The following is a 25,959-nucleotide window of genomic DNA, read 5'->3' as shown; positions in this document are numbered from 1 at the left end:
TTGACAGCATAACCAAACATCAGCCTCAAAAAGTTGATATTCACTGAAGTCCTTTATCTGTATGTGACATAATTCTGATGGTTGTTGAAGGATAGAAAAACCTGAAGAGTTAAAAGGTTAACTTCATCTCCGACCCATTCACTACGATGATAGTGATATAGAGCGTTGTTGTTCAAGATGGGTGAATACAGATTTATCACCAATATCAGGGGGGATAGCTTGAATCGCTTTGCGTGAACCAAAAATAATAAATAAAAATCCACAAATGGCTAATAATACTGCTTCTACCACAACCGGTAGAATTCCTGTTAAATGACCTAACAAGAGACTGGGAACTAAAAAGGTCATAAATTTGGTTTCTAAACGATTAAAACAAAAGGCTTCTTTAAAGAAGATCCCTGTTAAAGCAGCAAAAGTAAAACCAATCCCGAATAAGGTTGAAGGATGATTGTAGACAAATAGGGCTAGAGGATCAGGACTTTGCCAGGCAATAATTAATGCCGTGATTGTCCCAATCATCCAAAACACCTGTAATAGTCGATGGAGAGCACGGAGATAAATATGAATAGTTGCTAAACTAATCCCTAATCCCACTGAAAACAGTATAAATAATAGGGTTAGCAAGTTTAGTACCCAGAGTTGTTCTCCAATGATCAACACCAAAAGGGTAGCAATCCCAAAGCTGAAGGCCGCTAAACATAACCCCAAACGATAGATAATGACCTCTATGCGATCATTTTGAGTAATAATAAATTCCCCAAATTGTCCTTTATAAACGGCTAGTTGTTCAGTTTTAGTACTCATAATATTTTTTTGTTAATTCTAACTCAATTTAACTCCTAAATTTTATTCTTTCCCTCTTAAATTATAGAGCCGACCTCTTAAATCATAAAACCGATATTAAGTTTAAAAATTATCCCTTTTCTTTGCACTAGCATCCGGTCTTGGACCATTTTGGGTTAGCAGGAACTGATGCAAGAAGGGGAATCTTAGTTTCTTAACTCAATTGTAAAATAATGCTATGATTGTAAGCTTTGAACATAATGATAAGGTTAGGATGTCTATAGTTGTAGACAAGGCGCGTAAGTTAAGGCGCGACGGTTGACGACCTGTACGACGTAATGTGTGAGGTGAGGAAGTGGAACTATCCTAAAGCCTTTTAGCTAATAGGAAGTTTTATAAAAATATAGCAGTAGCTATTAATCACTGCTTCTTACACTCTTTGGAGGTCAAAATGGTTAACAATTCAGTTAAAGTTGTTGCGGCAAGTGCATTAGCCACCCTTGGTTTACTAAGCACAATTTCTGGAGCCCAAGCTCATCCTAAATATCCCCAGTATAACATGGTCTCAGAAGGATTTCCTTCTAGTGTAGATTGGGACAGCAACCGCGCAGTGATTCCCCATATTCAAGAAAAGGTTGTTTTTACCTGTGAAGCTCAAGGGGACGGAAGCTACGCAACTGTAGAAAAAGCAGTACGGGAAACAATGGATCCTGATCACTATCCTGTTTATACCACAGAGGATATTTCTGCTGAGTACGGTCTAGATAGTCAGCCCATGATGGTTTGGACAGCAACCCTGCCTTCCAGCCATCCTGATGGAGCTTACATTCCTGAAAGTCGTTGTCAAACCGTTAGTGCTCGCTTAACCAATCTTTCCTACGCCTTTGGTTTAGTTACCCCCGAACAGGTAGCACAACTTAGCGAATCTAGCTTAGTGGGGAAAGTTAATGGAGAACGGGTAATCTTCCTTTCTCATGATCCCGAAAATGCGTCTACCAGAAACGTAATTTTCACCCTCAAGCCTGAGAACGCACAGCACGCAGCTACAACCCTAACCCAATTCAAGATTGGTGTTTCTGGCGGTATTGCTGAAGGAATTGGTGGTCCTGAACTTGCTGTTGGGGAATTACCTCCTGTTGTGGAATAATCTCAGATTTCGGAAAAAAAACATTCCAATTGTGTGATTACTTCCTTCCTATTTGATTCGGTTAATTTGCTAGAGAGTAAGCTCTTATGCTGCTCTCTGCTTTTACTTTTAAGCAATTCCTCTCTTCTCCCGGAACAATCACAAGTAGCTACTTATGATGACAAACAACTTAAATTTCTCCCTATCACCAATATATCTATAAATTAGAATCTCCACTACAAAACAATCCTTCAATCGAACTAGTTGGTCTTAAAAATAATGCTTGTTCCGCTTAGATTACGGAAATATCAAGATCACGACGCTGGCGACGTCCATAAGTTAAGGAAATCTTGAACGAATATTAAGAATTTTTTTCTCTAAAACCTACTACACTAATTACGATCTTTCCCATCTTAGTTGTTAATATTCTTCACTGAAAGTTAGTTTGAAGTTTAGTGGTTTTGTTGTCCAATTTCAGCTGGTATCGTCTATTTTAGTTTTTAGGACAAGTCATGTAGATGATGAACAGATTATAATAGGGGACTAGACTCTTCTAAAAAAATATTTAGTCTACAACCTAAGCTATGGCTTCTTCCCCACGTTACTACCATATAATTACCTTTGGCTGTCAGATGAACAAAGCTGACTCGGAGCGCATGGCAGGTATCCTCGAAGATATGGGGTTCGTTTGGTCAGAAAATCCTAACAACGCTGATTTAATTCTCTACAATACCTGTACCATCAGGGATAATGCTGAACAAAAAGTCTATTCATACTTGGGAAAACAGGCCAAACGAAAACATAAAAACCCCAGTTTAACCCTAGTAGTGGCTGGTTGTGTCGCACAACAAGAAGGACAGAGAATCCTGCGTCGGGTTCCTGAATTGGACTTAGTTATGGGACCACAACACGCTAACCGTCTAGAAGATCTACTACAACAAGTCTATGATGGTAATCAAGTAGTTGCCACTGAACCCATCCATATTGTTGAAGATATCACAAAACCCCGTAGAGAAAGTACTATTACTGCTTGGGTGAATATTATCTATGGCTGTAACGAACGTTGCACTTATTGTGTGGTTCCTAATGTACGTGGTGTGGAACAATCGAGAACTTCAGAAGAGATTCTAAAAGAGATAAAAGTCTTAGGACAACAAGGATACAAAGAAGTTACCCTCTTAGGACAAAATATTGATGCCTATGGACGAGATTTACCGGGAGTGACACAAACGGGTAGACATCGATACACCCTAACAGATTTACTTTACACTGTTCATGATATTCCTGGAATTGAGCGCATTCGTTTCGCTACAAGTCATCCTCGTTATTTTACTGAACGTTTAATAGTTGCTTGTCAAGAATTATCTAAGGTATGCGAACACTTCCATATTCCCTTTCAGTCAGGAGATAATGAAATACTCAAAGCTATGAAACGGGGTTATACCCAAGAGAAATACCGCCGAATTATTTCTAAAATTCGGGATCTTATGCCCGACGCTTCCATTAGTGCTGATGCTATTGTGGGGTTTCCTGGAGAAACAGAAAAACAATTTGAGAAGACCTTAAAATTGGTCGCTGATATTGGATTTGATCAACTCAACACGGCAGCTTATTCCCCCCGTCCTGGAACATCTGCAGCTTTGTGGGAGAATCAATTAAGTGAAGACGTTAAGAGCGAACGCCTACAACGTCTCAATCACTTGGTAGCACAAAAAGCTGCGGAAAGATCACAACGGTATTTAGGACGTATGGAAAAGGTATTAGTAGAAGGACAAAACCCACAAGATAAAACCCAAGTAATGGGGCGAACTCAGGGTAATCGTTTAACCTTTTTTAGGGGTAACATTAATCAATTAAAAGGTCAAATTGTTGAAGTTAAAATCACTGAAGCTCGTGCGTTTAGTTTGACAGGTAATTTAGATTAAAAACTGTTTTGCAATCCAAGGCAATGTAAAGCAAGGGCTTTAGCTATATTGAACTGAATATTTGACTTAAAACCTGATTTTATAATTGAAAGTTGGACGAAGAATTAAGCAGGAAAAGAGAAGCAAAATCTATTGAGGTCTGGTGCTATGAATATACAATCTTATCCTTATCTTACTGGATTACTTAGTTATATAGATAATTTCTATCGAAAATTTGAACAACACTGTTATTTTGTTCTTTAATTGAAGGTTTTTTTAAAAAAAGAGATACTTTTCTTAAAAGTTATACATCACAGGTCCTTATCTATTGAGAAAAAGTATTTTTTAATTTGGTCGGCTATCATAATTTTGTAGAGCTCATTCCCTAGGCAATGATGTTATTGTACTGTTTTCTACCTACTCACAAGGGACAATTTACAGGAATTTATTTCATCGATTCTCTTCCAATAAGTGTGATTCGACCAAATTTACTAAGAGGGAATTCCCGGTAGAAACATCACCACATGAAAGACGGTATGAGAAATATAACCAACTAAAAATTCTCTCTGATAACCTAAGAAGATACTTACCCCTAATCTAGACATTACTTTTTCTCAAATCCACCTTATTTTTAAAAACTCCAATTATAAGCTGTCCCGATTGATAAATACCCCAGAAAGTTCTATGTCTAAGCATAGTAAAATTGAACAAATTGCTAAAATTTTTACGGGTTGTGTCTAATATAAGTATCTATTAAGATTTGATTAAGATCGAGAAAAGACAATAAATTCTTAAGTAATTACTAATTAAAACTAATAGATATTCTGCTCTTTCTCTAGGAGATGTAAAAGAACAGATAGGAGTTTGTAATTACTTAAGAATTTATTTAGAGTTTATTAACGTCCGAAATAGTTGATTATCTGACAAATTCCTTAAATTAGGGAGAATGACTGGTAGTATAAAAAGCAATAGTTACTAACAAATTGTTAGCCATTTCTCGAAGTTATAGCCGGGTTTAATCAGCTTGTTTTATTTTATCTTTTATTTTCTTGAAATACAGTAAGAACACAGCAGAATAACTGTAGTGTCTTAGTAAGAGAATATATGAAAGATTACCCTAATAAGCATCATCAAAGTCTAGTAAGATGAGTTTATTAGGCACATAAATGTTTTCTTGTAGATCTTAATAGAAGTAAATTAAGGCTAATAAAAGTTAATCCCTAATGTTTAATAAATTTGAGATGATCTTCAAGTTTTTAGGGGGTAACATCAAAAAAAATTTCTCCGGGAGCAAGAGAAGTATATCAGGATAAAAACCTTAGCGACACTAGTTTAGCCATAAGTCTCGGGAGATGGTTTTACCACTTTTTTGATCTTGACTATACTTTGGGCTATATTTCCCTTGACATAGAACCTTAATTAACCCTATGTGATCGAGTTATACATTAGACTCTCAGATATAGTTTGATAGAAAACTTCATCAGTAACTAACGTAAGCCATTTCCTAGAAATAAAGTCTATAAGTCTGGTTAGAGTTAAATTTTTAAACTTAATTTAGTAATTCTAGAGGCTAATGTGCTGATCAAAAGTATTCTTGTCAGGATACTAATTGCTAGAGCTACCAGTTGTAAATCAACAAGTTGAGTCTACTGGAAATACTTAACCATTAGCGCTATACAAACAATCATCAAGACATTACTATCCTAATCTAGGACTAACTTAACTGATAACTATAAAAAGACAGAAGGTAACATCGAGGAGATTTTTTCTCCTTATTTGATCCTTCATGGAAGGCAAAGTCGAATGTGAATGAATTTGCCTATTCCCGTTAAAGATCTCGATCCTCTTTTAAACGGACGATCTACATTATGTTCGTCTTGAGACTAATGGTAATGTCTATATGGCGAGTTTAGCAAAATTTGCTCCTCTTGATAAAAACGGAGAAGAACGACCACCTACTTTACAAGAATAGAAAACAGTTCTACAAAATGGAAATTTAGTGACTTCCTTTCCCGTGACTGCCCTGCTACTCGCCCTGAGATTGAACCCATTATTTATGGTCGAATAGCAGGTGTCTCTTTAGGCTCTATCTGGCAAGGAAGACTGACAAATCAAGGAAATGGGTTAACCATTCCTCTTAAAAGTTCAGCTATCTCTTACCCATTATGCTCCCTACAAGGAGGAACTCTAGGTACTAAGCAAGTGCAAAGCGCTCCTATGTTAGTCCATTATCTCAACACCGCTTATCAAGCTTATGGTAATTATGGAATACAGTACAGCCTGACACTCCCTTTGTATAATTCCACTTCAGAAATCTAAACAGTTACAATTATACTACAAGTTTCCATTCAACTGAATAAACTAATTGGAAGGTTAAGTTTCCTTTCTTCCCTACTTGACAGGTCTTTTTTCAAGGACTAATTAGCGTACGTTATCTTGAGCAAATGTAAATTTGGCAAACCCTTTGTAAAACAAACGATTCGTCCCTAACTATGGAAACTGGTCAGGATAAACTTTCTCTATTCCCCTGATGTTACTCTCCCTCAAGTGTTGACTGTGAAAACAGGGAATAGTTCAAAGCAATAGGAAACACAGAACAAAGAAGGTGTTTTTTTGACTAAAAAGCTATATTATCTCTATTAAAGATAATATAGCTTAGATGAAATCGATTCTATACCATGAGCGTCTATAAATTTTATACTGGATTTTATGAATGTCATTGGACATACCATGAGCCATGATTCGAGCTCATCATTTGATATATCCACCAAGATTTTTAATAAAAATTAAAGATATTTCGGTATTACGTTCTGGACAAAAGGATTACTTTTTTATAAAAGAAAAGTAAATACGATTCGTTTAGTTGAACTGAAGCATGTTTTGTTTATTCGAAGATTATCATTGTGTCTAACTTACTTTGTTAACTGCATCGTTGGGCTTCATGACCCCTCTGTTGTTGTTAAGGGTAGAATCAATTATAATTGTTAGCTGTTTGTCATATTCCTGAAGTTGCTGAGCTTAGTTGGCTATAACAGAACTGCTGACGTTTCTACTGGTTTTTGATGATGGCTATCTTATTCAAGGAATATTGACTATAGGCACTATTCGTAGCTAAGTTGCAGGATTATTTGATGTTTACAATTCTTATCTCTTTCAAGATGTACAGAGTCATTATTTGAATTAGAAGTCTTTTGGTTCTTATGTACTCAAATCGGGGATAAATATTTTTTTACAGTTTTTACTGTTTATTCTCCATAACACACTAATTTTATTAAATACGATTGTCTTGACACAAACCAAAAAACAGTCAGGTGGCACAGATCCCCTCGTTTGTGAGAAACGGGGGGATCGATATTAATTAGGAAAAAACAGCTATAGTTTATAGTTCTCGTACTATCGGCTTACCGTTGATAATTTCCCCTACTAAGACTGCGTCAGTTATCCCAACAAACAAACCGTTTTCTAGTACCCCTGGAATATTGTTAATGGTAACTTCTAAGGCGTCTGGATTGTTAATCTCTTCAAATTTGACATCAATAACTAAATTTCCCTGATCTGTAACCACAGGTCCGGCTTTTTTGATTGCCATTCGTAGTTCTGGTTTTCCTCCCAGTCGTTTTAATTGACGCATAACAGGAGTTACCGCTTTGGGGATTACTTCCACAGGTAACAGACAAGTTGAGCCCAATTTATCTACTAGTTTATTACTATCAATTACCACAATAAAAAATTTGGCTAAGCTGTCTACTATTTTTTCTTGAGTGTGAGCAGCGCCACCTCCCTTAATTAAATTTTTATGCGGATCAACTTCATCGGCGCCATCAATTGCAATGTCAATGTGATCAATCACATCAAGGGTAGTTAGGGGAATATTGTATTTTCTGGCTAGAACTTCTCCTTGAAAAGAAGTCGTCACCCCAACAATATTTTTCAAATCTCCTGATTTGAGGCGTTCTCCAATGTATTGAATAGCATAGGCCGTCGTCGAGCCCGTTCCTAACCCGACAATGGAATCAGATTGAACACGGGCAACAGCGGCTTTTCCCACCTCTTGTTTCATGAGCACAACAGGATCATTAGTTATTGACATGGCTAAACTCCTTAACAGCAGACTATTTGTCTGGGTCTTTAGATTTCAACCTCAAGAATAGAGGATGAGTAATTACTTAATCAATCATTGTTTATAAACCCACCCTTTACCCTAGCATTCTTCTAATTAGATGAAGTAGCCAGCATTTCTTTAAGCTTAGCTAATTCATCAGCCCAACGAGGATCAGGTTGAAAGCTATCGCCAGAGGGACTACTACCACTGCCTTGAGCACGAGACCGTTTTTTTGCACCACCTTTTTTCGCTAATGATTTTGGAGCTGGAGCCGAAGTTTGGGTAAACTTTTCCTCTTGTTTTTCTTCTTTGCCTATGTTTTTAGCTCTTGGTAGGGCTTTTTCAATCTTGAGAGAACTGTCCATGAAAGGTTGACCGTTATATTTCTCAATAAACGCATCGGCCAATTCATCTGTGGCTACAGTGACAAAAGCAAACCCTCGACATTTCCCCGTTTTGCGATCTTTAATTACTTTGGTGGACATAATTTCACCAGCATCAGCAAACATTTCTTGCAAAGCTTGGCGTTCGATAGGTTCTTTGGGTAAGTTACCGACATATAAGCGAATGGGCATGGGATATACCTCCATTGATTGGTTTAGAAAAAACTCATTGGTTTAGCACTGATCAGCCATATCGAATATGACTTACGTAGAGATTTTCCAGAGACGCATTTCCAAAAAAACCAGATTTTTGCTAGTCATATTGGCTCGTGCCGTCAAAATTGCCTTACCTCTAACTGTGCTGATGGGGTGATCACTGACGATTTTGTTTCAATCTTGAACAGTTCTGCCAATGAATAGGGACTTTAAAATACACTGCCCTTTTAGATTATTACAGATTGTTTACAGTATTCGTTAAATGATTTGAAAGAAAGTTATTCAAACTTTCTGATTTTTTGAGTAGATTTACTTATATATTTTGTTCATGCTGAGTAAATTTTGGAAAAAGGTCTTGCCAAAAATAATGTTGTGTACGCGTTTCATCGACTTATAGAGGTTATTGATTTGGTACAAAAAACTATCAAAGCTAAAAATTCATGAAGTTAAAAACCTATAAGCCAGACATTTTATTAAGCTTTTGTTACATTGCTTTATCTTATGAGAGATTAACTTCATTGGGGTAGTATAAATGAAGTTTTTACTTTTTTTAAGAAGTCTGTATAAAGTCAACATCTTCTGATTTTAGCTTAACGCAACAGTTTGAGATGAAGTAGATGTAAAATAAAGCGGTTTAAATGAACTAAGAATAAGCTTTGTAATTTCTGACGTAGGCGTTATAGCTACTAATGATTAAGACAAATGTTGTCAGTAACATAGTCTTTAAACGAAGAAGTTAACTATGAACGCAAATGCTTTTAAGTTGTGGTTACAATGACTGTTGTAGATTCAGTGTTTGCGGAACAAATTTCAAGGTTTAGAGTGAAAATAAGTTGTTAACTATTTGTTAAGTACCATGTAAGGGTTGATTATGTGATATCCTATCATTTAGGATCTGATTCTAACTATCTAGTATAGTGAGTAGGAATTTAAAAAATTTTTGTTTCAGGTCAAACCTATTTCCAACTATTTTAATTTTGATAAAGGACATATAACAGGTGTAGAAATATTATTTTCTATTCATGGTAGAAGTTTTTTTCTAAAATCTTCAAATAGAAATAACCACATAAAAAACTTCCTGTAAATTAATTGAATATCTAAATATTTTTTCCTAAAATATATTTAGATATAGTGTGAATTCTCTTATAGAGATAGAAGAAAATATATAGACAGCAATAGACAAAAGATATAATTAGAGTCGGGTTGGGGGAAGGTTCTTTTCCTAATCTGTCTTCAGTATCGGAAAAAGCCGGTGTTTTACTAAAAAATTCAGTAATTGCATCTGAGTGCTTCTTCAAGGCGGTAAAAAGATTTTTATAAAGTTAAAAGGTTGGAGTTATAGTTTTTTCGACTTCTAACTTTTTCTAGTTCTCTAAATAAGATTCTCATGTCGAACTTAAAACAAATAATCTGATTGTGGAGGTAAGAGTCACACCTTAACAGATGAACTTAAATATGAGGTGTACTAAAATGTAAGGTGATTGTTTGAGCGTTGAAAATAAAAAGTAGAAAGCTAATAAAAAAAAGAAATTATCAAAATAGCAGTTTAGATAGCTAAATCTAAATTTTTAGGCTGTGATCGCTCATCTGAGATATTAGATTTAATGATAGATATAGCTAAAAATTGATAATTTTCAATCAACAAAAAAGAGTACCAGTTGGTTGAATATTTTAAAATATAGAAAAATCGCTTGTTTAAAACACTTCAGAAAAGTTAAAGTTTTAAGAAAAAATACAAAAAATATATCATTTTATTATCTCTTATTAAGATGTTTAAGACTTAAATAAAGTGAGCAATAATCCAGGTTTTTAATTAAAAAAACTCATTAAATTGTTAAATTTGACTACTAGGTTTTATTATTTTTTGATACAATCAATAAGTTTTTTTTTAACTTTTTAATGTTTAATAATTTTCTTATTTAATAAAAATTAATAAAATGTAAAAAGCTAATTGATAAATAGTTTTATATCTTAAATACAAGTGTCTTTTAAAGATAATCATAATTTACTATTAAAATATCTAAACTAGAATTTATTCACCTTATTTCGAAACAACTAAACTTACGATATATAATTAATTGTTGAAATGTTAATTTCAACAAAAATTGCAGTTAATAATTGACAAAATTCCTGAATTAATAGGCTCTTTTTTTATTGACTTCAATTAATTATCAACGCCGTCTACTCTATCTTGATTTATTTGTTAATTAAAATAAACAGTAATTTTTTTAATCCAACGCCTATTTTTTTATACCAATCAGCTAATTGGTATAGTTTTAAGATAACTAGCTAAATTCTATATTTCTGGTTTATTTTAGCTTTTTTCCCTTAATAAAAACCTGAAAAGAGGTTTTATTGTTCACTGGTATTTTAAGCTGTTTGACTTCTTATTTAAAATTTTTTAAAAAAATCTCATTAAATGAGTTAATGTTTAATTACCTAAATATATTTCATGCCATTTTATTTTAAAGTAATAATTTATTTAAAAATTTATTAATTTTATTCTTATACAGTTACTAAATATATAAACTAATTACTTTAATTTTAGTCAAGATTTCTTTTTCTAAAATTCTATTTATTTCACTATTTATTTAGATTTTTATGTTTGTATAATTTCTATATTTACTTCTTTATTTGGTCTAAATCTATTAACATTAGATAATAATGTTGTTGTACTTCACTTAGTGGAATTTTATTAATTGTGAACGGCTTAAAACTTTAAGTTTTTATATATATTTTTTTGGGGTAGGTAAAATATTTAAATATTGTTTCTATGTTTTGTTCATTTACTTCATTTGTTTTAGTTATATTTTTAGGTTTTTTTTTAAGCTAACTGTTATGTGAATTTATTTATGTATTAATTATATGATATATGAAAAATGTTTATTTCAAAGTAAAAACCTTTTTATACCCAAGGCAATCTTGTAACAGTTAATTCATTTTTTGATATAATTTTTTATTAATTAAATTACAAAAAATATAAGTTTTTATTAGTTATATTTATACTTTATTTTAAATTTAAAAATTGTTTATTATTAGGTTTTTATTAAATTTTATTTAAAAAATAACACAATAAATATTAATATAAATTAAGACAAGAAATAAGTACATTTTAATTTCTTTTAAAGAAAAAATATTAAAGATTATTTTTTTGTATTTATAATTTAATATATAAAGTTTAGTAAAATTACTCTTTAGAGAGATATTGGCTACTTTATTAGTGATTAAAATCCTATTTTATAGGATTTTAATACAAATTTAAATATCAATTCTATTTATGTTTAAATCTATTCTAGAGTAATTAATAACTTACAATACTTCTCCTATAACTTTTTTTAAAAAAATTATTGAAGCTTTAGCAACTCTATTAATTAATGATTTTATTTTTATTATTATGAGCTTATCATAGCTTTTTTAGGCTAGCTATAGTTTATTTATTTAGTAGGTTAATAAATATGTTAAAAGAAAAAAAGATTTTTTTGTATTTACTAATAATTAAAAGTTAATAACTAAGATTACTTTATTAGAATGGGTTGACTCCAATATTAATTGAGTAAGTTAATAAATTTAAAATAAGTACAAAATAGAAAAGTAGTTAAAAGGAGTACTCACTAGATATTCATTATTTCTAATTAGGAAAATTATAGCTAACACAATTAGGATAGTAGAAATTCTTAAGGTTGACTCGTATCCAAAAATATTCTATAGAATGAGAACAAAAGTATAAATATATATTTAAATATAAGAGGATAAAAAAAGTTTCTAGTGAAGTAGAAAAGATTTTTTATAAAAAAACAAGAAACATTATGAGTAATAATAATTTGCCTTTCAGCATAACATAAAAGATTACCTAAATTTCAAAAAACATAATTTTTAATAAAAAAAATACCTAAAATATAGTAAAATTTATTCGCTTAAATAAAATAGTATCATAAAGTAAAACAAATAATCTTATATTATCTATAATAGAAATATATTAAAATAATATGACGATATCTCTATTTCAGTAGATATAGAGATATAAAGTAATTCATTTTTCTTTAACTTTATTTAAAATTGTCTACTTATTTTGTTGCTTGCTTTGTAATAACATTAATATTTAAAATAAAAAATAATAATTTGATTTTAGATATTTATAAGGAACATAATATCTACTTCCTCTACTTTTGCTGCAATGCGTTAGTCTAGATAGACGAACTCTTCATTCTTGAGGTATTGTCTAGGCTTATGGTTGTGATACGTTACAGTATTTTGATTTCCTTAATAGGACTATTAACAGCGTGTAGTGGAATCGAGGGGTTGGAAGGTCGATTTTCTGCAAATCCTAAATTCACAAAAAATTTAGAAACTCACCAAAATTCAACCATTAAACTTCCGAATAATTTTCCCTCAGAAATCCCCCAATATCCCCAAGCTACTTTACAAGAAATAACTCAAGAAATCACAGAAAATAATGGGGCAGCTAGTTGGAAAACTGATAAACCTACTGAGGAAATTAAGAATTTTTATCGACAGCAATTAAAGTTACAAAAATGGGAAATTATTCAGCCTTTTTCGTCTAACTCTGAAGAAAGTTCATTAGTTGCTCAAAAAGATAATCTAAAAATTAGACTGTCTCTATTCCCTAGAAAATCAACAACAGAATTCACCCTTGAATATAAACAGGCTGATACCACTCAATTAAATAATGGTTCGTCTAACCAGTTTTCAACTGTTACTAGTAAACCTGCTAATTTTTCTGATCTTAATCAAGTTCCTGAAGCTTTACGTCCCTATGTTCAAGACGTAGCAAACTTGGGTATTTTAACCGCTAAAGAAAATAACCAATTTCACCCTAATGAACCGATTACTCGTCGAGAATATGCACGATGGTTAGTCAAGGCTAAAAATAAATTTTATCAAGATTCCCCTGAGCAACAAATCCGTTTAGGGTTAAAAAATGCTAAACCGGCTTTTAATGATGTTCCTTCAAATGACGCTGATTTTCCCGTAATTCAAGGATTAGCCGAGGCAGGGTTAGTTTCTTCGCATCTTACAGGAGACAGTAACACTTTCTTATTCCGTCCTGATGAATTTTTAACACGGTCTGATTTAATTACTTGGAAAGTCCCTTTAGACATGGGTAGAAGTCTACCTAAAGCTTCTATTGATGGGATTAAAGAAACTTGGGGATTTCAAGATACTACTCAAATTGGTCCTATAGGATTACGGGGATTATATGCTGATTTCCAAAATGGAGAACAGGGGAACGTCCGCCGTGTCTTTGGTTATACAATGTTGTTTCAACCTAAAAAAACTGTAACTCGCGCTCAAGCCGCAGCCGCCTTATGGTACTTTGGTTATCAAGGGGATGGTCTATCAGCCGAAGATGTTTTAAAGCGAACGGGAAATAGTTAACAGAAGTAAAATAAAATAGCAGTTTATAAACTCTACATTGGAAAGTAGTTTTTCGATAAAAATCACTTTTATCTTTGATAAAATTCAAGTAAATATAGTTGAGTTTAAAATTTAATCAACCGTTTTAAATTATTAAAGTAACAATAAAGAACATAGTTATAAAAAAATTTTTTTTACAAAAAAGGGAAAATAGTTGATCATAGACTAAAGAAATAAATCTACTTTAGAGTAGAGATTCGGACAACGTATTTATTGCTAAATTACAGATTTTAAATGTTGTGATGAAGCAATTATTTTCTCGTAATAACTTTATAAACTAGAGAAAATATATTTTTATATAAACAATTTTATTAGTTGGTTACTAGCACTAATAAATATCTATATATCGATTTGTTTAATGTTATTTTTATTCTCACTATTTCCACTACAATTATTTGTTTTATTATTACTTTTATTGCAATTTTTATTAGCTAAAACACTCTTTATTTGACTGTGGATATTGATAGTTTCAGCAAAATTGTAGCAGTTTCTTTTCTTAAGAGAAATAATATTATTTCTGAAGCCGTTATCTCTTTATTTAAAACTATTAGATTGCATTTTTATTACATTTGGTAAATAACCTCCTTTGATGAGTTGCTGTACAAATAAAATCTCTGTTCGTTAGTAATTTTCTATTCTCAGATTGGAATTTTTTGTTAAAGGTAAAAACAATGAGAACTCTATTAACCGTTTAGAGATAGCTTCTTGAATTTTTATGACTTATAGTATATATATTTCTACGACAACCACCGTTTTTCTTCTCTATCCTAATTAGTGAGGATCCTTCGCTGTGGAACTTCTAGTTTTATGGTTGTGTTTCAATCAAAATATAATATCTTGATACACCAATTTTATTTGTTGGGAGTCGCCGGTATATTTAGTGGTACAATATCGTTTTTTATTCTGAGTCTCAGAAATATAATTACAAATTCAAATAAGAAAAAGAAAACTATAATAGTATGACTATTAACAGTTATTTTGTTCACTTAATCTTTCAATATATATTATTTAATAATAGCTGCAATTTACACTTATTTTTTTTAGGAGCATAGCCTGTCATTAGTATCTGGTTAATAACTATGGAAGTAAACATAATGGATTTTAACTTTAAATTGATTTAATTTCGACCAATCAGTATTTGATTCTTAAAATTATACGATGAGTATCTAGACTAATATCTTAAACCGTGCAGGAATTGGAAGAATGAAAATAATGTAATAGCGCGACGCTCACAACTCCCCCTTAGATTTAGCTAGTGGTGAGCAAATCCCCACAGCTTTGACAGCTTCTATCATTTATAGCAAACATTCCAAGTTGATTTTAAGGTGTTCTCTACAACGAGAACACCTTTGTTTTGGTTCATTTATAGCAAAGTAACATATCAATAATGTTATTCTTCTCCTTCTACTTGAGCTTGATATTCACTAGCAGATAAAGTATTGTCCAAATGATCATCAAGGTTTTCAACCCGAACTTTGAGTAACCACCCATCTCCGTACGGGTCATCAGCGATCTGTTCAGGAGTTTCAACCATCTGTTCATTGCGATCTACTACAGTTCCTGATACGGGAGGATAGAGATCCTCAGCCGCTTTTACTGATTCAATTGCCCCAAAAACTTCTCCAACCTCTATGGAATCTCCTACTTCGGGTAATTCCAAAAACACTATATCTCCAAGTTGTTCTATCGCATAAGCACTAATGCCAATAGTAGCAATTTCCCCATCTAAACGAATGTATTCATGGGAGTCTAAGTATCTTAGATCATCGGGATATTCCAAGTCCATTTTTTATTCTCAAATTCACAGCAAACGTAAGTTTAACACCGCTAATGCTGAAGGAGATAGAATTATTGTTACAAATTTTAAGATAAATCTTGTAATTTGTAGCATAAGATACAAACTGCTCTTAGAAATCTGCAATCATCTGCGGTTTCTCATGGATATACTTTGGTCAACACTTTCTTATTTTATAAATAGAAGAACGTCAGTCCCTTTTCATGAGAAAGACTAATAAATAAGCTTTCTTGAGAAGAAATACGAAATTTCTTTAAAAAACCTCTGCAGAAAAAGCATTTACTAGGATAGTTTTGGTAAACTACAGTTTTTCAGCGATTTATCTTTTTTCCTGTTGTAGTTTACCGTAAAATATTTTATATATTATGTTGCGTTGATATACCATACAATTTCTTCAAAATCTACTTTATAAAAAGTTAAGATATTATCTAAAAAGGATTGAATTCCTAACTACTTGTTAACCTCTCTTAATGTAAAAAATACTCCACGATAATTTTCTAAATAAATTGAAGTTTTTGATCCAGGAGTTCTTAATCTCCTAGATTAGTTAATTATTTATAGATAAAAGAATTAGCTTTATTTCTTGATTAAGACCAATATAAGCTGAAAATTTAGCTAAGTTCATTTCTCTACTAATGTCAATATCATCTTCAAATTATTCCCAGTTCTGTACCTTATTCAAAGCTGCACAAATAATTTTAACTTTAAAGTTAAAATTACCAGAAAAAGAAAAAGTAAAGTCAATAGCCTGTTTGGGTTATTAAAATTTTTAGGTCAAGGAAATCAGAAGTTTTTTAAAATTGTTTATAGTGGGTTTCAATCAGATAAGCTTAAAGTGAAAAAAATAGCTTTTTTATTTTTTTCACTTTATAAGTGTTAAGATGACCAGCAGTAAAAACATATTGAAATCTTAACTATTTAAAAAATTAGCTTTTAGAATAGAATCAAGATATATCGTTATTGTGAATAATGTAACTCTTTATAAGAAAAAACTTTTAGAAGAAGCTGGATATGAACTGTAGTATTTTTTACCTAATTTTCTAAATTTAAACAAAACTGATAATATCTTACAATCAGATTAGCTCGAACAGATGTTACCTAAATTTTAAAACAGTTAGAGAATGTATAAATATTGTCTTTAAAAGCTATTCCACTGTTTTTGTATCATGCTATAGTTATTTTGGGCTTCTTTTTAGCTCTTGACGGTAACTGATAATAAACTTTTGTTTTTCAGGTTAATTTTTAGTTAAATTAACTTTTTTAAAAAAACCTTATTGTAAATTTTATTAATTAATAGAATAATTCGAATAGCGGTAAAGTTTTTCTTAAAAATTAAGGGTTATGAATTTATTTTTATTCTTTTTTTCTTTGAAAAAATCAGAAAAAATCTAAATTATTTGCGTTACTTAATATATTTTTAAGTTATTTTTTATTTTATTTCTATTCATACAGGTTCCTAACGTTACCAAATCATTAATTATAATTCTTTTACTAAATTATTTTGGACATTAATATTACTATAATTTATCATAGCCACTGCCAAGGAAACCCCTACCTCTGATGAACTTTCAATTTTGTCACATTAAGTCAGGTAGAATAGATTGCTAGTCACTCTATTCAAGGAATGTTGTAAACAGGCGATCTAGATTTCGAGATTCAATCAATACCTGCTGCATTTGAGTTATATTAATGTAACCTGACTCGATCAATTAGCTACTAAAAAGAAATTGGGTAAATTGCTCAATGTCCTTAAAGAGGAGTATGGAGAAAATTCATTTTGATTAAACAGTCTATTTTTTCTAAGAATTCCCAGATGTGCTAAAAATCATAAGTATTCAACATTACATATAAAAAACTGTCTTTCATACCCTGATGATCATAAATTTATTTTATTTTAACTATCTTGGGATCTTGATTGTTTTACCCTTTATGCAAGGACATAGTATTCTTTATAGTTCTTTCCAGAAAGTTTGTTTTTTGAGTCAACAGTTCAATGATGTTCATAACCTTGAAGAAATCTTGATTCGAGGTATGGAAAAAGGGATTAAAGGGGATTATCAAGGGGCAATTGCAGATTTTACTCAAGTGATTCGCATTAATGTTTACGATACAGAAGCCTACTACAATCGAGGCATTGCCTATAGTAAAATCAACGACTATTCCCAAGCAATCGCTGATTTTAACTATGCCTTACGTCTAGATAATGAATTAGCTGAAGTCTACCTCGAAAGAGCTAAAGTTTGTCTAGTCTTAAATAATCAACCTGGAGCTATTAGAGATCTACAAACGGCGGCGGAATTATTTAAAAAACAGGTAAATTCTTTTCTTTATCAAGAAACTAAAAAACTTTTAAGACAGGTAGGGCATCCTCTTACAATTAAAAATGACAAAAAGTAAAGTTGAGGATATTTTGGAAACTACACAAACAAAAAATTTAAAAGAAATTTTGGATGTTGTTCGCTCTGTTGCTTGGGGAGCTGCTGAAATCCTTCGTTCTTACTACCGAGGAGAAGCCAATCAAGGAAATCTAGGAGTTAATCAAGACAAAAAAGATGGACCAGTTACTGTGGCTGATTTGGCTGCCAACCACTATATTTTAGAGAAATTACAAGAAGTTTTTGATACTGATAGTTTTGGTTATCTTAGTGAAGAAACTTACCAAGAATCTGATCCTATCCATCAAGACTGGGTGTGGATTATTGATCCTCTTGATGGCACTAGAGATTTTATTGATAAAACTGGGGAATATGCTTTACATATTGCCCTAGTTTATAAAGGTCATCCTGTTGTTTCCGTAGTTGGTATTCCTGAAGCTGAAAAATTATATTTCGCAGCTAAACATCAGGGGACTTTTGTCGAAACTCCTGACGGAATAGTTAAACCTATTCGGGTTTCAGGACGCAATCAAATGGAGAACTTATTCTTAGTGGTAAGTCGAACCCATCGTGATGATCGTTTTCAGAAATTGATCAATAGTTTACCGTTGAAAGATTGTAACTATATGGGGAGTGTTGGGGTAAAGATTTCTACTATTCTTGAACAAAAATCTGATGTTTATGTTTCTTTATCTGGTAAGTCTGCTCCTAAAGATTGGGACTTCGCTGCTCCTGAGTTGATACTTATAGAAGCAGGAGGAAAATTCACTAATTTTGATGGCACACCCCTAACCTATAACAAGGGAGATGTTAAACAATGGGGAGGACTGATAGCCAGTAATGGTCATTGTCATGAACTTCTATGCCAGGAAGCTATCAAATTATTAGCTAAAATTGATAAGCAGTAATAATTTTCACTTGAAAAAGTTAATAGCGGTTAACAGCTTTTGACCTCTACAGGTTTTAGCTAATTGATAGATTTTGACTACCATAGACATTAATGTTAAAGACAAGGGAACGAGCTCTGTAGCTTATTCCTTTATCAGGATATGGATTTAAACAAGATTTCAAAGGACTCAGAAGGCTATTTTCTCTCGTGGATAGGTTTAGTTGGTTCACTATGAAAATGAGCTATGGTCATGATTACTGCGGCGACGATCAAATTAATAAAGAACAAGATAATAAAAAGCTCAGCATTATTGTTTTTACTTTTTTAATTCAACTTTTATTTATTCATATAAATAAGTACAGTAAATACTTACAAAAAAAATTAACGTAGAGAAATTAAGGTTAACATGTATTCTATTGAGGTTCCTATGATTTGTTAAATAAACTAAAAACCGCTAAGACTTCAATCTTTTTCAGTTATATTTCCATCGGCGAGTTGTACTAAAGGTTAATGGAAATTGACCTCTAGCACGATTAATTCAACAATATATTGACTGCTTATTTGCGATTTTTACCTATCTAATTACGTCGTTCCTTACTTTCATAAACTCGAACGACACTTGCAGATAGCCCTTTGCGCTGCAATTCAACAACCCGTTTTTGAGCTTGTTGGGATTGCTTAAATATCCCTGCATGAATAACCCCTTCACTTTGACGAATAAACGCGAGAGGCTCCACAGTTTGAACCTGAGATAAAACCGATGTATTTCTACCAACAACCTCTACCCGATAGAGACTAGGAGTCTTGTTTGATTGGGAAGATGAAGCCGAGCTTTTAGGGGGGACAGGGGTAATGAGGACAGAAGACGGGGGGCTAGTGGGGGCTTGAAAAGTATATTCACGAACGCTCATAGGGGACATAGGTTTGGCTGGAGCTACCTCAACTGGAATAAAACTATTAAATTCAGAACTTGGTTCAGTAGAAGTATTAGGAACTGCATTTTCAGGAACTCGAAGAAGAGGGGGAGGGGGCAGAGTTCCTAAACTTTGGGAAACACTCACCGAAGGAAAACTTACAACAATGGGAATGACGAAAAACAACCAAAGTTGACTGTCAGAAACTCGTTTTGGGAACCATTGATGTAAACCGTATGTCAATTTTTTAAGCTGGGGAATTCGAGCTGTATCCATGAGTAATAAAATCTTTAATTAATCTTCTCACACCCTCAGACCCAAAAGATTGTATCTTCAGTCTTCGGGCTTATCGCATAATCATTGTTTATTGTAATGAAGTTGACTGTCGGCTGGGGTCAGCTTCAGTCTAGTGGGTATTTTTTTTAAAAAAATTTAATAATTCTTACTGAGATTATTCTCAATAGGAGATAAATCTTTGTAAGAATTGTTATATACCCTCTAAAGTTGAGACTATGGTTTTAACTAACTACTATAGATATAGTGTCCATTCTTAATATTTTATGAGTATTTTACCTATAAATAAACTCAAATGCAGCAGTTTTAAACAAAAAGTAGACAACTGTTACTGACATAGATAATATCTATAAATTTCTAAGAAAAATATAAATTAGTCCTCCAAAATCTCCTAAATATCTTCTCTCATAAAATCACTATTAAAAAATAAACTGAATCCCTAGAAGATCTTAATTGATATCTTAGGATCAGATAGAAGACTCAGATTAATGTAGTAATTAATAGAGAACGATCAACAAGAAGAGTAATCTGCCAGTAAAATTTGTGAAAGTTGATTTTTTTTATTGGATTAAAATTTCAACTATAGAGGTGATTAGAAATTAAGAATTAGGGATTGGAAAAAAGTAAAAAGTCTAAACTGATAATTGTAGTTTTATGTTGATTATCTGATGATAATAAGATAATCAAATTCTCTAAACTCTTCCCTTTTCCCTTTTTCTCAGTTAAATTTAGCTAAATCTTTGCGTAAATACATCTATTATGAGTTAATCGAGTCATCTTTAGAGTCATTGTTTGAATTAACGGAAGAATCAGTTGTCTGTGTTTGTTGTGTTGCTTTTTGTCGTTTTTTTTGTTCTGCTTTGAGAGTATCTTCAACAACAGCGAGTAGCTGTTCCATTTTATCAAGATTACTACGATAGAGATCTAAATCTTTTTGGAGTTTTTCTAAAGATAAATGAAGCACTTCGGCTATTTTACCAAAAATTTGGTTATTTTGATCCTGATTTTCGACTAAATCAGAATCAAGTTCCATTATTAAGGTATATAAACCCACCGAAAACAGACGACTATATTTAAACCGAGAATTTTGAGCAATCGCTTGTAAAGTTTCACATAATATTCCATCACCGCGAACTGGTGAACTAGCAGCTTTGAGAATCTCCATAAAATCTGAAACCGACATTCCTTTAACCTGAGTTAAGAGAGTTCGAGCTTCTCGTCGATATTGTTCAGGATTGCCTCCAACTGAATAACACAACGCTGAAAAAATAGAGTCTTTGTCTTTTTGAGGTCGATATCCTTGAACAAAACGCTCGAAAGAAGTAACAACCCCTAGAGCATAAATGGGATCGTAACGAAAATCTACATTAACCGAGAGCAGGTGCATCTCTACCAATAACTCTTCAATAAAACGGCGGTAAATAGAGTTTATGGGTCGGGCGTGATGGGTGTAGAAATCCCGTTTGGTATCCGAAACAGTACGAACTTTATCCACAAAAGAGACTTAAATTTAATTGAGATAGTAACTGCGATCTATTGTCCCTTGTAAAGACTTCTTTGCCAAGACAAGGAAAAACAAGCCACTAAGTGGAAGTTAACGAGCTAATCTTAGAGTCTTTCTCTCGCCATCTCTCAAAATTTAGAAAGAGGTCGAATTGAGCCAATGCTCAAGAAATTTTTGGAGTTTCATTCGTTCAATATAAGGCCAACCTCCCGTTTCTTCAATATCTCTTAGAACTTCATATAAGTTCTTACGAGTATCGGGCAAAGAAGGTTCAAACATATCTGACCGAATTTGTCGGTGTAAAGTTTCTAAAATGCGCAATAAAGACAGCAAGTCATAGGTATTGCCTTTACAATCAGAAGCTAGGGTTTCGACAATGTCCACTATTTCTTGAAAACGTTGGGACAGTGAACTGTTTTGCTGATTATACAAATAGTTGGCTTCATGTGGTTTTACTTGTTGCGTCATCCTTGTTCCTTGAATCTTTTTCCCAATCATTTTCATGATAAAGGGAAGAGGAGGAGAGTAGTTACGATTTTTTGGTAGAGTAGACTCCGACGTTGTTAACGTAACTTATCTAAAACGCTATATGTTATCTTTTTCACTAAAAATACTTATAGGAACAAGATATTTTTAATTTGAGACGAACACAACGAGGTGGAACGAAAGACTTTGTGTTTTAAATTATTGTCTTTCTGATACTGTGTTTGGAGATGTTAATGGTTTGTAGCGATAGACCTGTAAATTTAGTTAATCCTCAGAATTTGACCCATGATGAAATTATAAATACGGGATTAGCCAACAAATTTCTCAAAATTTTCAAATTTACTCGGAGATCAATTCTTGTCGTGGTAGGGATAACTTACGTGGTGGAAGATTTGTGTCTATAACCCTAAAAACAGATTTTTTTAAAAAAATTTGTCAGCAAACACAAAAAAGTTCCATTTGTTCCTAGTAAGTTCCTACCCGATTAGACTATTAATTTAGAATAAATCGCCGTTGAAATAGCTGTTGATAAGAATAGTGTACTTAATTTTATAGAAAGCGGTATTAAGTTTCAAAGTATCACTGTTAAGTGACCTGGAGATAAACAAATTTTCTTCTTTTTTATTATGAATAATCTAGTGGGTAAATGGAATATAGGTTTGCTTATTATTAACAGTTTTAAGACTGATTTTTAAGGTGATTTTAAAGTTATCTTTTATAGTGGGACAACTTTTTTGAATTCTAAAGGTCGTAGGTGAGCTTCTGGTTATGATAACATGGTTGCTTTTCCAGCAACAACTAATAAAAAAGAATCAGTTAATGTAAAACGAATTTTCATTATATAGAAGTTCTATCTATTTTTAAGTCATTAATGTTGATCAGGAAATCAAAAGTATAGATTATTAGTTTTAACTTTAATCACTATTTATAAATATCTTAGGACCTAGATTATCTATTTTTTACTGTAAAATTAATTTTATTCCTTGAGTTATTAACTTTAAAAGTTAAGCATTAATAGACAACATCAATCATCTAAAATAAATAAAAATACTACTTTATATTAGATATATTTAATATACTACCATAGTAAAAATATAAAATATTTTTAATTTAAAAACATAATTATTGATTATTTTTTATTTTTTTGTGTCTAAATTTTATCTTATAAATACAAGGACTACTATCTATTTTAGATTTATATCGTCAACTATTTAACTAAGTTAAATAAATTTTAAATTTATCAAAAATTATAATTTTCTATTATTTAGATTTAAATTAAACTAGAAATAGTTTAATTTATCAGAACAATAAATACAACAAAAACTTGTATTTATTGTATTTTACATACTAAAAAACTTCATTAAAATCATAAATTAACTGTTAGATAAATTTTTCTTATAAAGAAAGTGGTCTATTTAAAATTTAATCGTCGTCATATGAGATATAATCAATGCAAAAAAAAATATTGAAAAAGCACTAAACAGTAACGGTAAAAATATAGATAAAAAATTAATAATTTGATCTAAGATTTATAGATAAACAAACTTTAGATATTGAAACGGTTGGTAATTAATAAAATTAATGTGATTAAATAACAAGTGAGTTGTTATGTAGTGCTAGTTGATTTAGGTAAAAGAGTTAGTACAGAAAGGATAGAAATAAGAATTTTAAAAAAATGCGGCATAATTAGAGACTTTTTATAAAAGTTTTTTACTAAGTAAATTAATGCCACAGACTAAAAAAATAGCAAATAAATTTGATATAATAAAACGGGTTTTATCTTAATTAGATAACTAAATAAAAATCCTATAATGTGAAGTTAAAAGACTTAAAAGACTAGTCAAAAACTGTTCTGGCAATTTTAAACATAAGACAACTAAAAATATACCAATTAAAAGAAATATTTAGAATATTTATCTAAAAAGATTAGACTAGTTTCAAAACGATTAAATTTATAAAAATAAGTTTTTAGACGCTTATCCATCGAACTAAAAAAATGAAGAATAATCAAGCGTTATATTCAAAAGAATTATTGTTTACTTATACGGAGGAACAAATTAAGGAAAAGTAGAAAATATTAAATATAAATCAAAGAAAAGCTTATAGCTTCAGAAATTATGTCAATTCTCAGTCTCAAAAACTTCTAAACTTAACAGTTTACTGGTTAGCTTTACGTTATCAGTTTAGCATAATTTAAGACATTAGTTGTTATTAAACAATTAACTTTTCTTATATAAAGTTAAAACTAATCGTTTTCTGGATAGCTTATATCATTTTTCCGAAAAAACTTGGAACAACACGCGATCTCCATATCATTTAACAGAATAAGCTTCCAGAGATATTCTAGGTACCGTTAAACATTATCCCGTGGCTAAGCGATATTTAAACCAATAATATGGGCAATTTAAAATATCATCTTCAACTTCTCTAGTGTCTAAGGATATTGCTCAATGATTATAACTATTGCCATACCTAATTACTTGCTCATCTTGTCTTGTTTAAAGAAACTTTAATTTTTTAATTTCCAGCGGGGAAATTCCTTCATTGAATATCTCATCAATGGTTGTTAAAGATATTTAACCTATCTTTTGGAATAAAGAAAATGAACCACTAAAATAGCTGTTATCTTTATAACTAACTATTGCAGAGTTGTTAACTGATAAGATCTTCGTAATTTCAGGACAATAGGCTTTTATCACCTGTTCAATTTCTCGTTTTAAGGTTAGGGCAGAAACTGGACAATTCTTACAAGTCCTCATCAGTTGAACTGCGACACTCTCAGGTAGTTCAAGCGCCACTAATTCTACATCCTCATTATGACTTTCCAATCCTGATCGAACAGCTCCTAATGCTTTTTAAAAATATTATTTTAGGGGCGGAGTTGGAGGTTTAATTAATTGATGATAACGTAATAATATATAAACAATTTTATCTTCAACTGCATGGGGCAATATACCCATTAGTTATCGTTTAATACCACGAATTTAGACGAGTTAACCCTTCCTTATGTAATTCCTCAACTGTTCCTTTCAACCCTTCAACAATCACCTTTTGATTCTCATTTCATTAGAATGTTATTAGTTTACAGAGACTAACTTCTTCTACTAGGCTTTCTAAAGTCTTCACTTGTCTTAATGTGAAGGTAGATTGATTTATAGATTAACAGCAGAGACTCTATAGTAAATAGTTAACGACTAGCCACTATAAAGTCTGAAGAGCTAAATGCGAATAATCACTGCATTTTTATATCTTTAAGCAAAAAAGGCATAAGCATTCCTGTCACTAGACTAGATACTGCAATAGCTAAAGCTAAATTAATTTCCATTTTACCTAGTCCAACTAATAATAACAATCCGATAAGAAACCCCAAAGCAAATTGTTTGTAAAAATATCCAGGATTACGGATTAATTTGCCTTTGAAAAACAATTTTGCAGAATACCAGGTCAGTCTTAACATTATCTGTAACTCCTACACTAATCTCAACAGAATAAGTCCAATAACAACAACTGGAATAACCCCCGCGGGACCCAACAAACTACCCATCATGATAGACAGTTGATAGCCAATATCCTTACCTGCCAATAACACTCCACCGATAGCTCCACTGATAACAGAAATGATAGCAGCCACTACTAACCAGAGTAAGCCTGTTACTAAGGTTATCTCTCCCATCATTAGATTTGTAAAAAAATTATGAATGGTTGGATTTGTCCCTAAGTTATCTAGAATTTCAGTCATTTTAATTACGCTC

19 protein-coding genes are annotated in these 25,959 nt (G+C 31.8%); 8 read left to right on the top strand and 11 right to left on the bottom strand.

Features of this window, described 5'->3' with window-relative positions; genetic code table 11:
• Positions 1–141: 141 nt before the first annotated feature.
• A complete protein-coding gene (locus RGRSB_RS02070; protein WP_119259623.1) occupies positions 142–804 on the bottom strand; it encodes a DUF2301 domain-containing membrane protein in 663 nt (220 codons plus the stop codon).
• Positions 805–1,234: 430 nt separating this feature from the next.
• On the opposite strand from RGRSB_RS02070, the gene RGRSB_RS02065 reads away from it, so the two are divergent.
• The 4 genes from RGRSB_RS02065 (at position 1,235) to RGRSB_RS10400 (ending at position 6,132) form a co-directional block, all read left to right on the top strand.
• On the top strand, positions 1,235–1,930 hold the full coding sequence (locus tag RGRSB_RS02065; RefSeq protein WP_119259622.1) for a COP23 domain-containing protein: 696 nt from the start codon (positions 1,235–1,237) through the stop codon (positions 1,928–1,930).
• 563 nt (positions 1,931–2,493) lie between these two features.
• The gene (gene miaB / locus RGRSB_RS02060; protein ID WP_119259621.1) at positions 2,494–3,834 is read left to right on the top strand and encodes a tRNA (N6-isopentenyl adenosine(37)-C2)-methylthiotransferase MiaB; all 1,341 of its coding nucleotides are present in this window, start codon (positions 2,494–2,496) and stop codon (positions 3,832–3,834) included.
• A 1,879-nt stretch (positions 3,835–5,713) separates the two neighbouring features.
• Entirely contained in the window at positions 5,714–5,785 is a 72-nt protein-coding gene (locus RGRSB_RS10685; protein WP_269460806.1) for a hypothetical protein, read from the top strand.
• A complete protein-coding gene (locus tag RGRSB_RS10400; RefSeq protein WP_269460805.1) occupies positions 5,782–6,132 on the top strand; it encodes a DUF3370 family protein in 351 nt (116 codons plus the stop codon). The genes RGRSB_RS10685 and RGRSB_RS10400 overlap by 4 nt, the downstream gene beginning before the upstream one ends.
• A gap of 1,060 nt (positions 6,133–7,192) precedes the next feature.
• Here the strand turns inward: RGRSB_RS10400 and rpiA are convergent.
• Together rpiA and RGRSB_RS02045 are read right to left on the bottom strand one after the other, a co-directional pair.
• The gene (gene rpiA / locus RGRSB_RS02050) at positions 7,193–7,903 is read right to left on the bottom strand and encodes a ribose-5-phosphate isomerase RpiA (RefSeq protein ID WP_119259620.1); all 711 of its coding nucleotides are present in this window, start codon (positions 7,901–7,903) and stop codon (positions 7,193–7,195) included.
• A gap of 122 nt (positions 7,904–8,025) precedes the next feature.
• A complete protein-coding gene (locus tag RGRSB_RS02045; protein WP_119259619.1) occupies positions 8,026–8,490 on the bottom strand; it encodes an RNA recognition motif domain-containing protein in 465 nt (154 codons plus the stop codon).
• 4,251 nt (positions 8,491–12,741) lie between these two features.
• Between RGRSB_RS02045 and RGRSB_RS02040 the strand changes: the two genes are divergently transcribed.
• On the top strand, positions 12,742–13,911 hold the full coding sequence (locus RGRSB_RS02040) for an S-layer homology domain-containing protein (RefSeq protein ID WP_119259618.1): 1,170 nt from the start codon (positions 12,742–12,744) through the stop codon (positions 13,909–13,911).
• Positions 13,912–15,340: 1,429 nt separating this feature from the next.
• On the opposite strand, the gene gcvH is transcribed toward RGRSB_RS02040, so the two are convergent.
• The gene (gcvH, locus tag RGRSB_RS02030; RefSeq protein WP_119259617.1) at positions 15,341–15,736 is read right to left on the bottom strand and encodes a glycine cleavage system protein GcvH; all 396 of its coding nucleotides are present in this window, start codon (positions 15,734–15,736) and stop codon (positions 15,341–15,343) included.
• Positions 15,737–17,722: 1,986 nt separating this feature from the next.
• On the opposite strand from gcvH, the gene RGRSB_RS02025 reads away from it, so the two are divergent.
• Positions 17,723–18,142, top strand: coding sequence for a tetratricopeptide repeat protein (locus RGRSB_RS02025; protein ID WP_232014554.1), 420 nt, complete (start codon positions 17,723–17,725; stop codon positions 18,140–18,142).
• A complete protein-coding gene (locus tag RGRSB_RS02020; protein WP_119259615.1) occupies positions 18,129–19,028 on the top strand; it encodes a 3'(2'),5'-bisphosphate nucleotidase CysQ family protein in 900 nt (299 codons plus the stop codon). The genes RGRSB_RS02025 and RGRSB_RS02020 overlap by 14 nt, the downstream gene beginning before the upstream one ends.
• A gap of 176 nt (positions 19,029–19,204) precedes the next feature.
• Here the strand turns inward: RGRSB_RS02020 and RGRSB_RS11250 are convergent, their stop codons facing one another.
• The 4 genes from RGRSB_RS11250 to RGRSB_RS02005 all read right to left on the bottom strand — a co-directional run bounded on the left by RGRSB_RS11250 (position 19,205) and on the right by RGRSB_RS02005 (position 22,189).
• Entirely contained in the window at positions 19,205–19,297 is a 93-nt protein-coding gene (locus RGRSB_RS11250; protein WP_476723609.1) for a hypothetical protein, read from the bottom strand.
• A 290-nt stretch (positions 19,298–19,587) separates the two neighbouring features.
• Entirely contained in the window at positions 19,588–20,199 is a 612-nt protein-coding gene (locus RGRSB_RS02015) for a hypothetical protein (protein WP_119259614.1), read from the bottom strand.
• 775 nt (positions 20,200–20,974) lie between these two features.
• The gene (gene psb29, locus RGRSB_RS02010) at positions 20,975–21,712 is read right to left on the bottom strand and encodes a photosystem II biogenesis protein Psp29 (RefSeq protein ID WP_119259613.1); all 738 of its coding nucleotides are present in this window, start codon (positions 21,710–21,712) and stop codon (positions 20,975–20,977) included.
• A 144-nt stretch (positions 21,713–21,856) separates the two neighbouring features.
• Positions 21,857–22,189: a hypothetical protein gene (locus tag RGRSB_RS02005; protein WP_119260915.1), complete on the bottom strand. Its 333-nt coding sequence runs from the start codon at positions 22,187–22,189 to the stop codon at positions 21,857–21,859.
• Between the two features lie 251 nt (positions 22,190–22,440).
• On the opposite strand from RGRSB_RS02005, the gene RGRSB_RS09960 reads away from it, so the two are divergent.
• Positions 22,441–22,611 carry a hypothetical protein gene (locus tag RGRSB_RS09960; protein WP_172582013.1) on the top strand — a complete coding sequence of 57 codons (171 nt, stop codon included), beginning with the start codon at positions 22,441–22,443 and terminating at the stop codon, positions 22,609–22,611.
• Between the two features lie 2,172 nt (positions 22,612–24,783).
• On the opposite strand, the gene RGRSB_RS10395 is transcribed toward RGRSB_RS09960, so the two are convergent.
• From RGRSB_RS10395 to RGRSB_RS01990, 3 genes are all read right to left on the bottom strand, one after another.
• Complete coding sequence (locus RGRSB_RS10395) at positions 24,784–25,005, bottom strand: NifU family protein (protein ID WP_232014552.1); 222 nt, start codon at positions 25,003–25,005, stop codon at positions 24,784–24,786.
• A 434-nt stretch (positions 25,006–25,439) separates the two neighbouring features.
• A complete protein-coding gene (locus RGRSB_RS01995) occupies positions 25,440–25,664 on the bottom strand; it encodes a hypothetical protein (protein WP_119259612.1) in 225 nt (74 codons plus the stop codon).
• A 12-nt stretch (positions 25,665–25,676) separates the two neighbouring features.
• The gene (locus tag RGRSB_RS01990) at positions 25,677–25,946 is read right to left on the bottom strand and encodes an asr0689 family protein (protein WP_119259611.1); all 270 of its coding nucleotides are present in this window, start codon (positions 25,944–25,946) and stop codon (positions 25,677–25,679) included.
• Positions 25,947–25,959 lie beyond the last annotated feature (13 nt).

The organism is cyanobacterium endosymbiont of Rhopalodia gibberula, assembly GCF_003574135.1.
Taxonomy (GTDB): Bacteria; Cyanobacteriota; Cyanobacteriia; order Cyanobacteriales; family Microcystaceae; genus Rippkaea.
The sequence above is the reverse complement of the archived record's forward strand: the minus strand, read 5'-3'. Positions and strand labels throughout refer to the sequence as shown.

What these genes read in the sequence shown, in the direction of transcription:
- rpiA (WP_119259620.1), bottom strand. Translation starts at nt 7,903, where the DNA reads ATGTCAATAACTAATGATCCTGTTGTGCTCATGAAACAAGAGGTGGGA.
- RGRSB_RS02005 (WP_119260915.1), bottom strand. Translation starts at nt 22,189, where the DNA reads ATGACGCAACAAGTAAAACCACATGAAGCCAACTATTTGTATAATCAG.
- miaB (WP_119259621.1), top strand. Translation starts at nt 2,494, where the DNA reads ATGGCTTCTTCCCCACGTTACTACCATATAATTACCTTTGGCTGTCAG.
- gcvH (WP_119259617.1), bottom strand. Translation starts at nt 15,736, where the DNA reads ATGGACTTGGAATATCCCGATGATCTAAGATACTTAGACTCCCATGAA.
- RGRSB_RS02045 (WP_119259619.1), bottom strand. Translation starts at nt 8,490, where the DNA reads ATGCCCATTCGCTTATATGTCGGTAACTTACCCAAAGAACCTATCGAA.
- RGRSB_RS01995 (WP_119259612.1), bottom strand. Translation starts at nt 25,664, where the DNA reads ATGTTAAGACTGACCTGGTATTCTGCAAAATTGTTTTTCAAAGGCAAA.
- RGRSB_RS09960 (WP_172582013.1), top strand. Translation starts at nt 22,441, where the DNA reads ATGGTTTGTAGCGATAGACCTGTAAATTTAGTTAATCCTCAGAATTTG.
- RGRSB_RS02040 (WP_119259618.1), top strand. Translation starts at nt 12,742, where the DNA reads ATGGTTGTGATACGTTACAGTATTTTGATTTCCTTAATAGGACTATTA.
- RGRSB_RS02070 (WP_119259623.1), bottom strand. Translation starts at nt 804, where the DNA reads ATGAGTACTAAAACTGAACAACTAGCCGTTTATAAAGGACAATTTGGG.
- RGRSB_RS01990 (WP_119259611.1), bottom strand. Translation starts at nt 25,946, where the DNA reads ATGACTGAAATTCTAGATAACTTAGGGACAAATCCAACCATTCATAAT.
- RGRSB_RS02015 (WP_119259614.1), bottom strand. Translation starts at nt 20,199, where the DNA reads ATGGATACAGCTCGAATTCCCCAGCTTAAAAAATTGACATACGGTTTA.
- RGRSB_RS02020 (WP_119259615.1), top strand. Translation starts at nt 18,129, where the DNA reads ATGACAAAAAGTAAAGTTGAGGATATTTTGGAAACTACACAAACAAAA.
- RGRSB_RS02065 (WP_119259622.1), top strand. Translation starts at nt 1,235, where the DNA reads ATGGTTAACAATTCAGTTAAAGTTGTTGCGGCAAGTGCATTAGCCACC.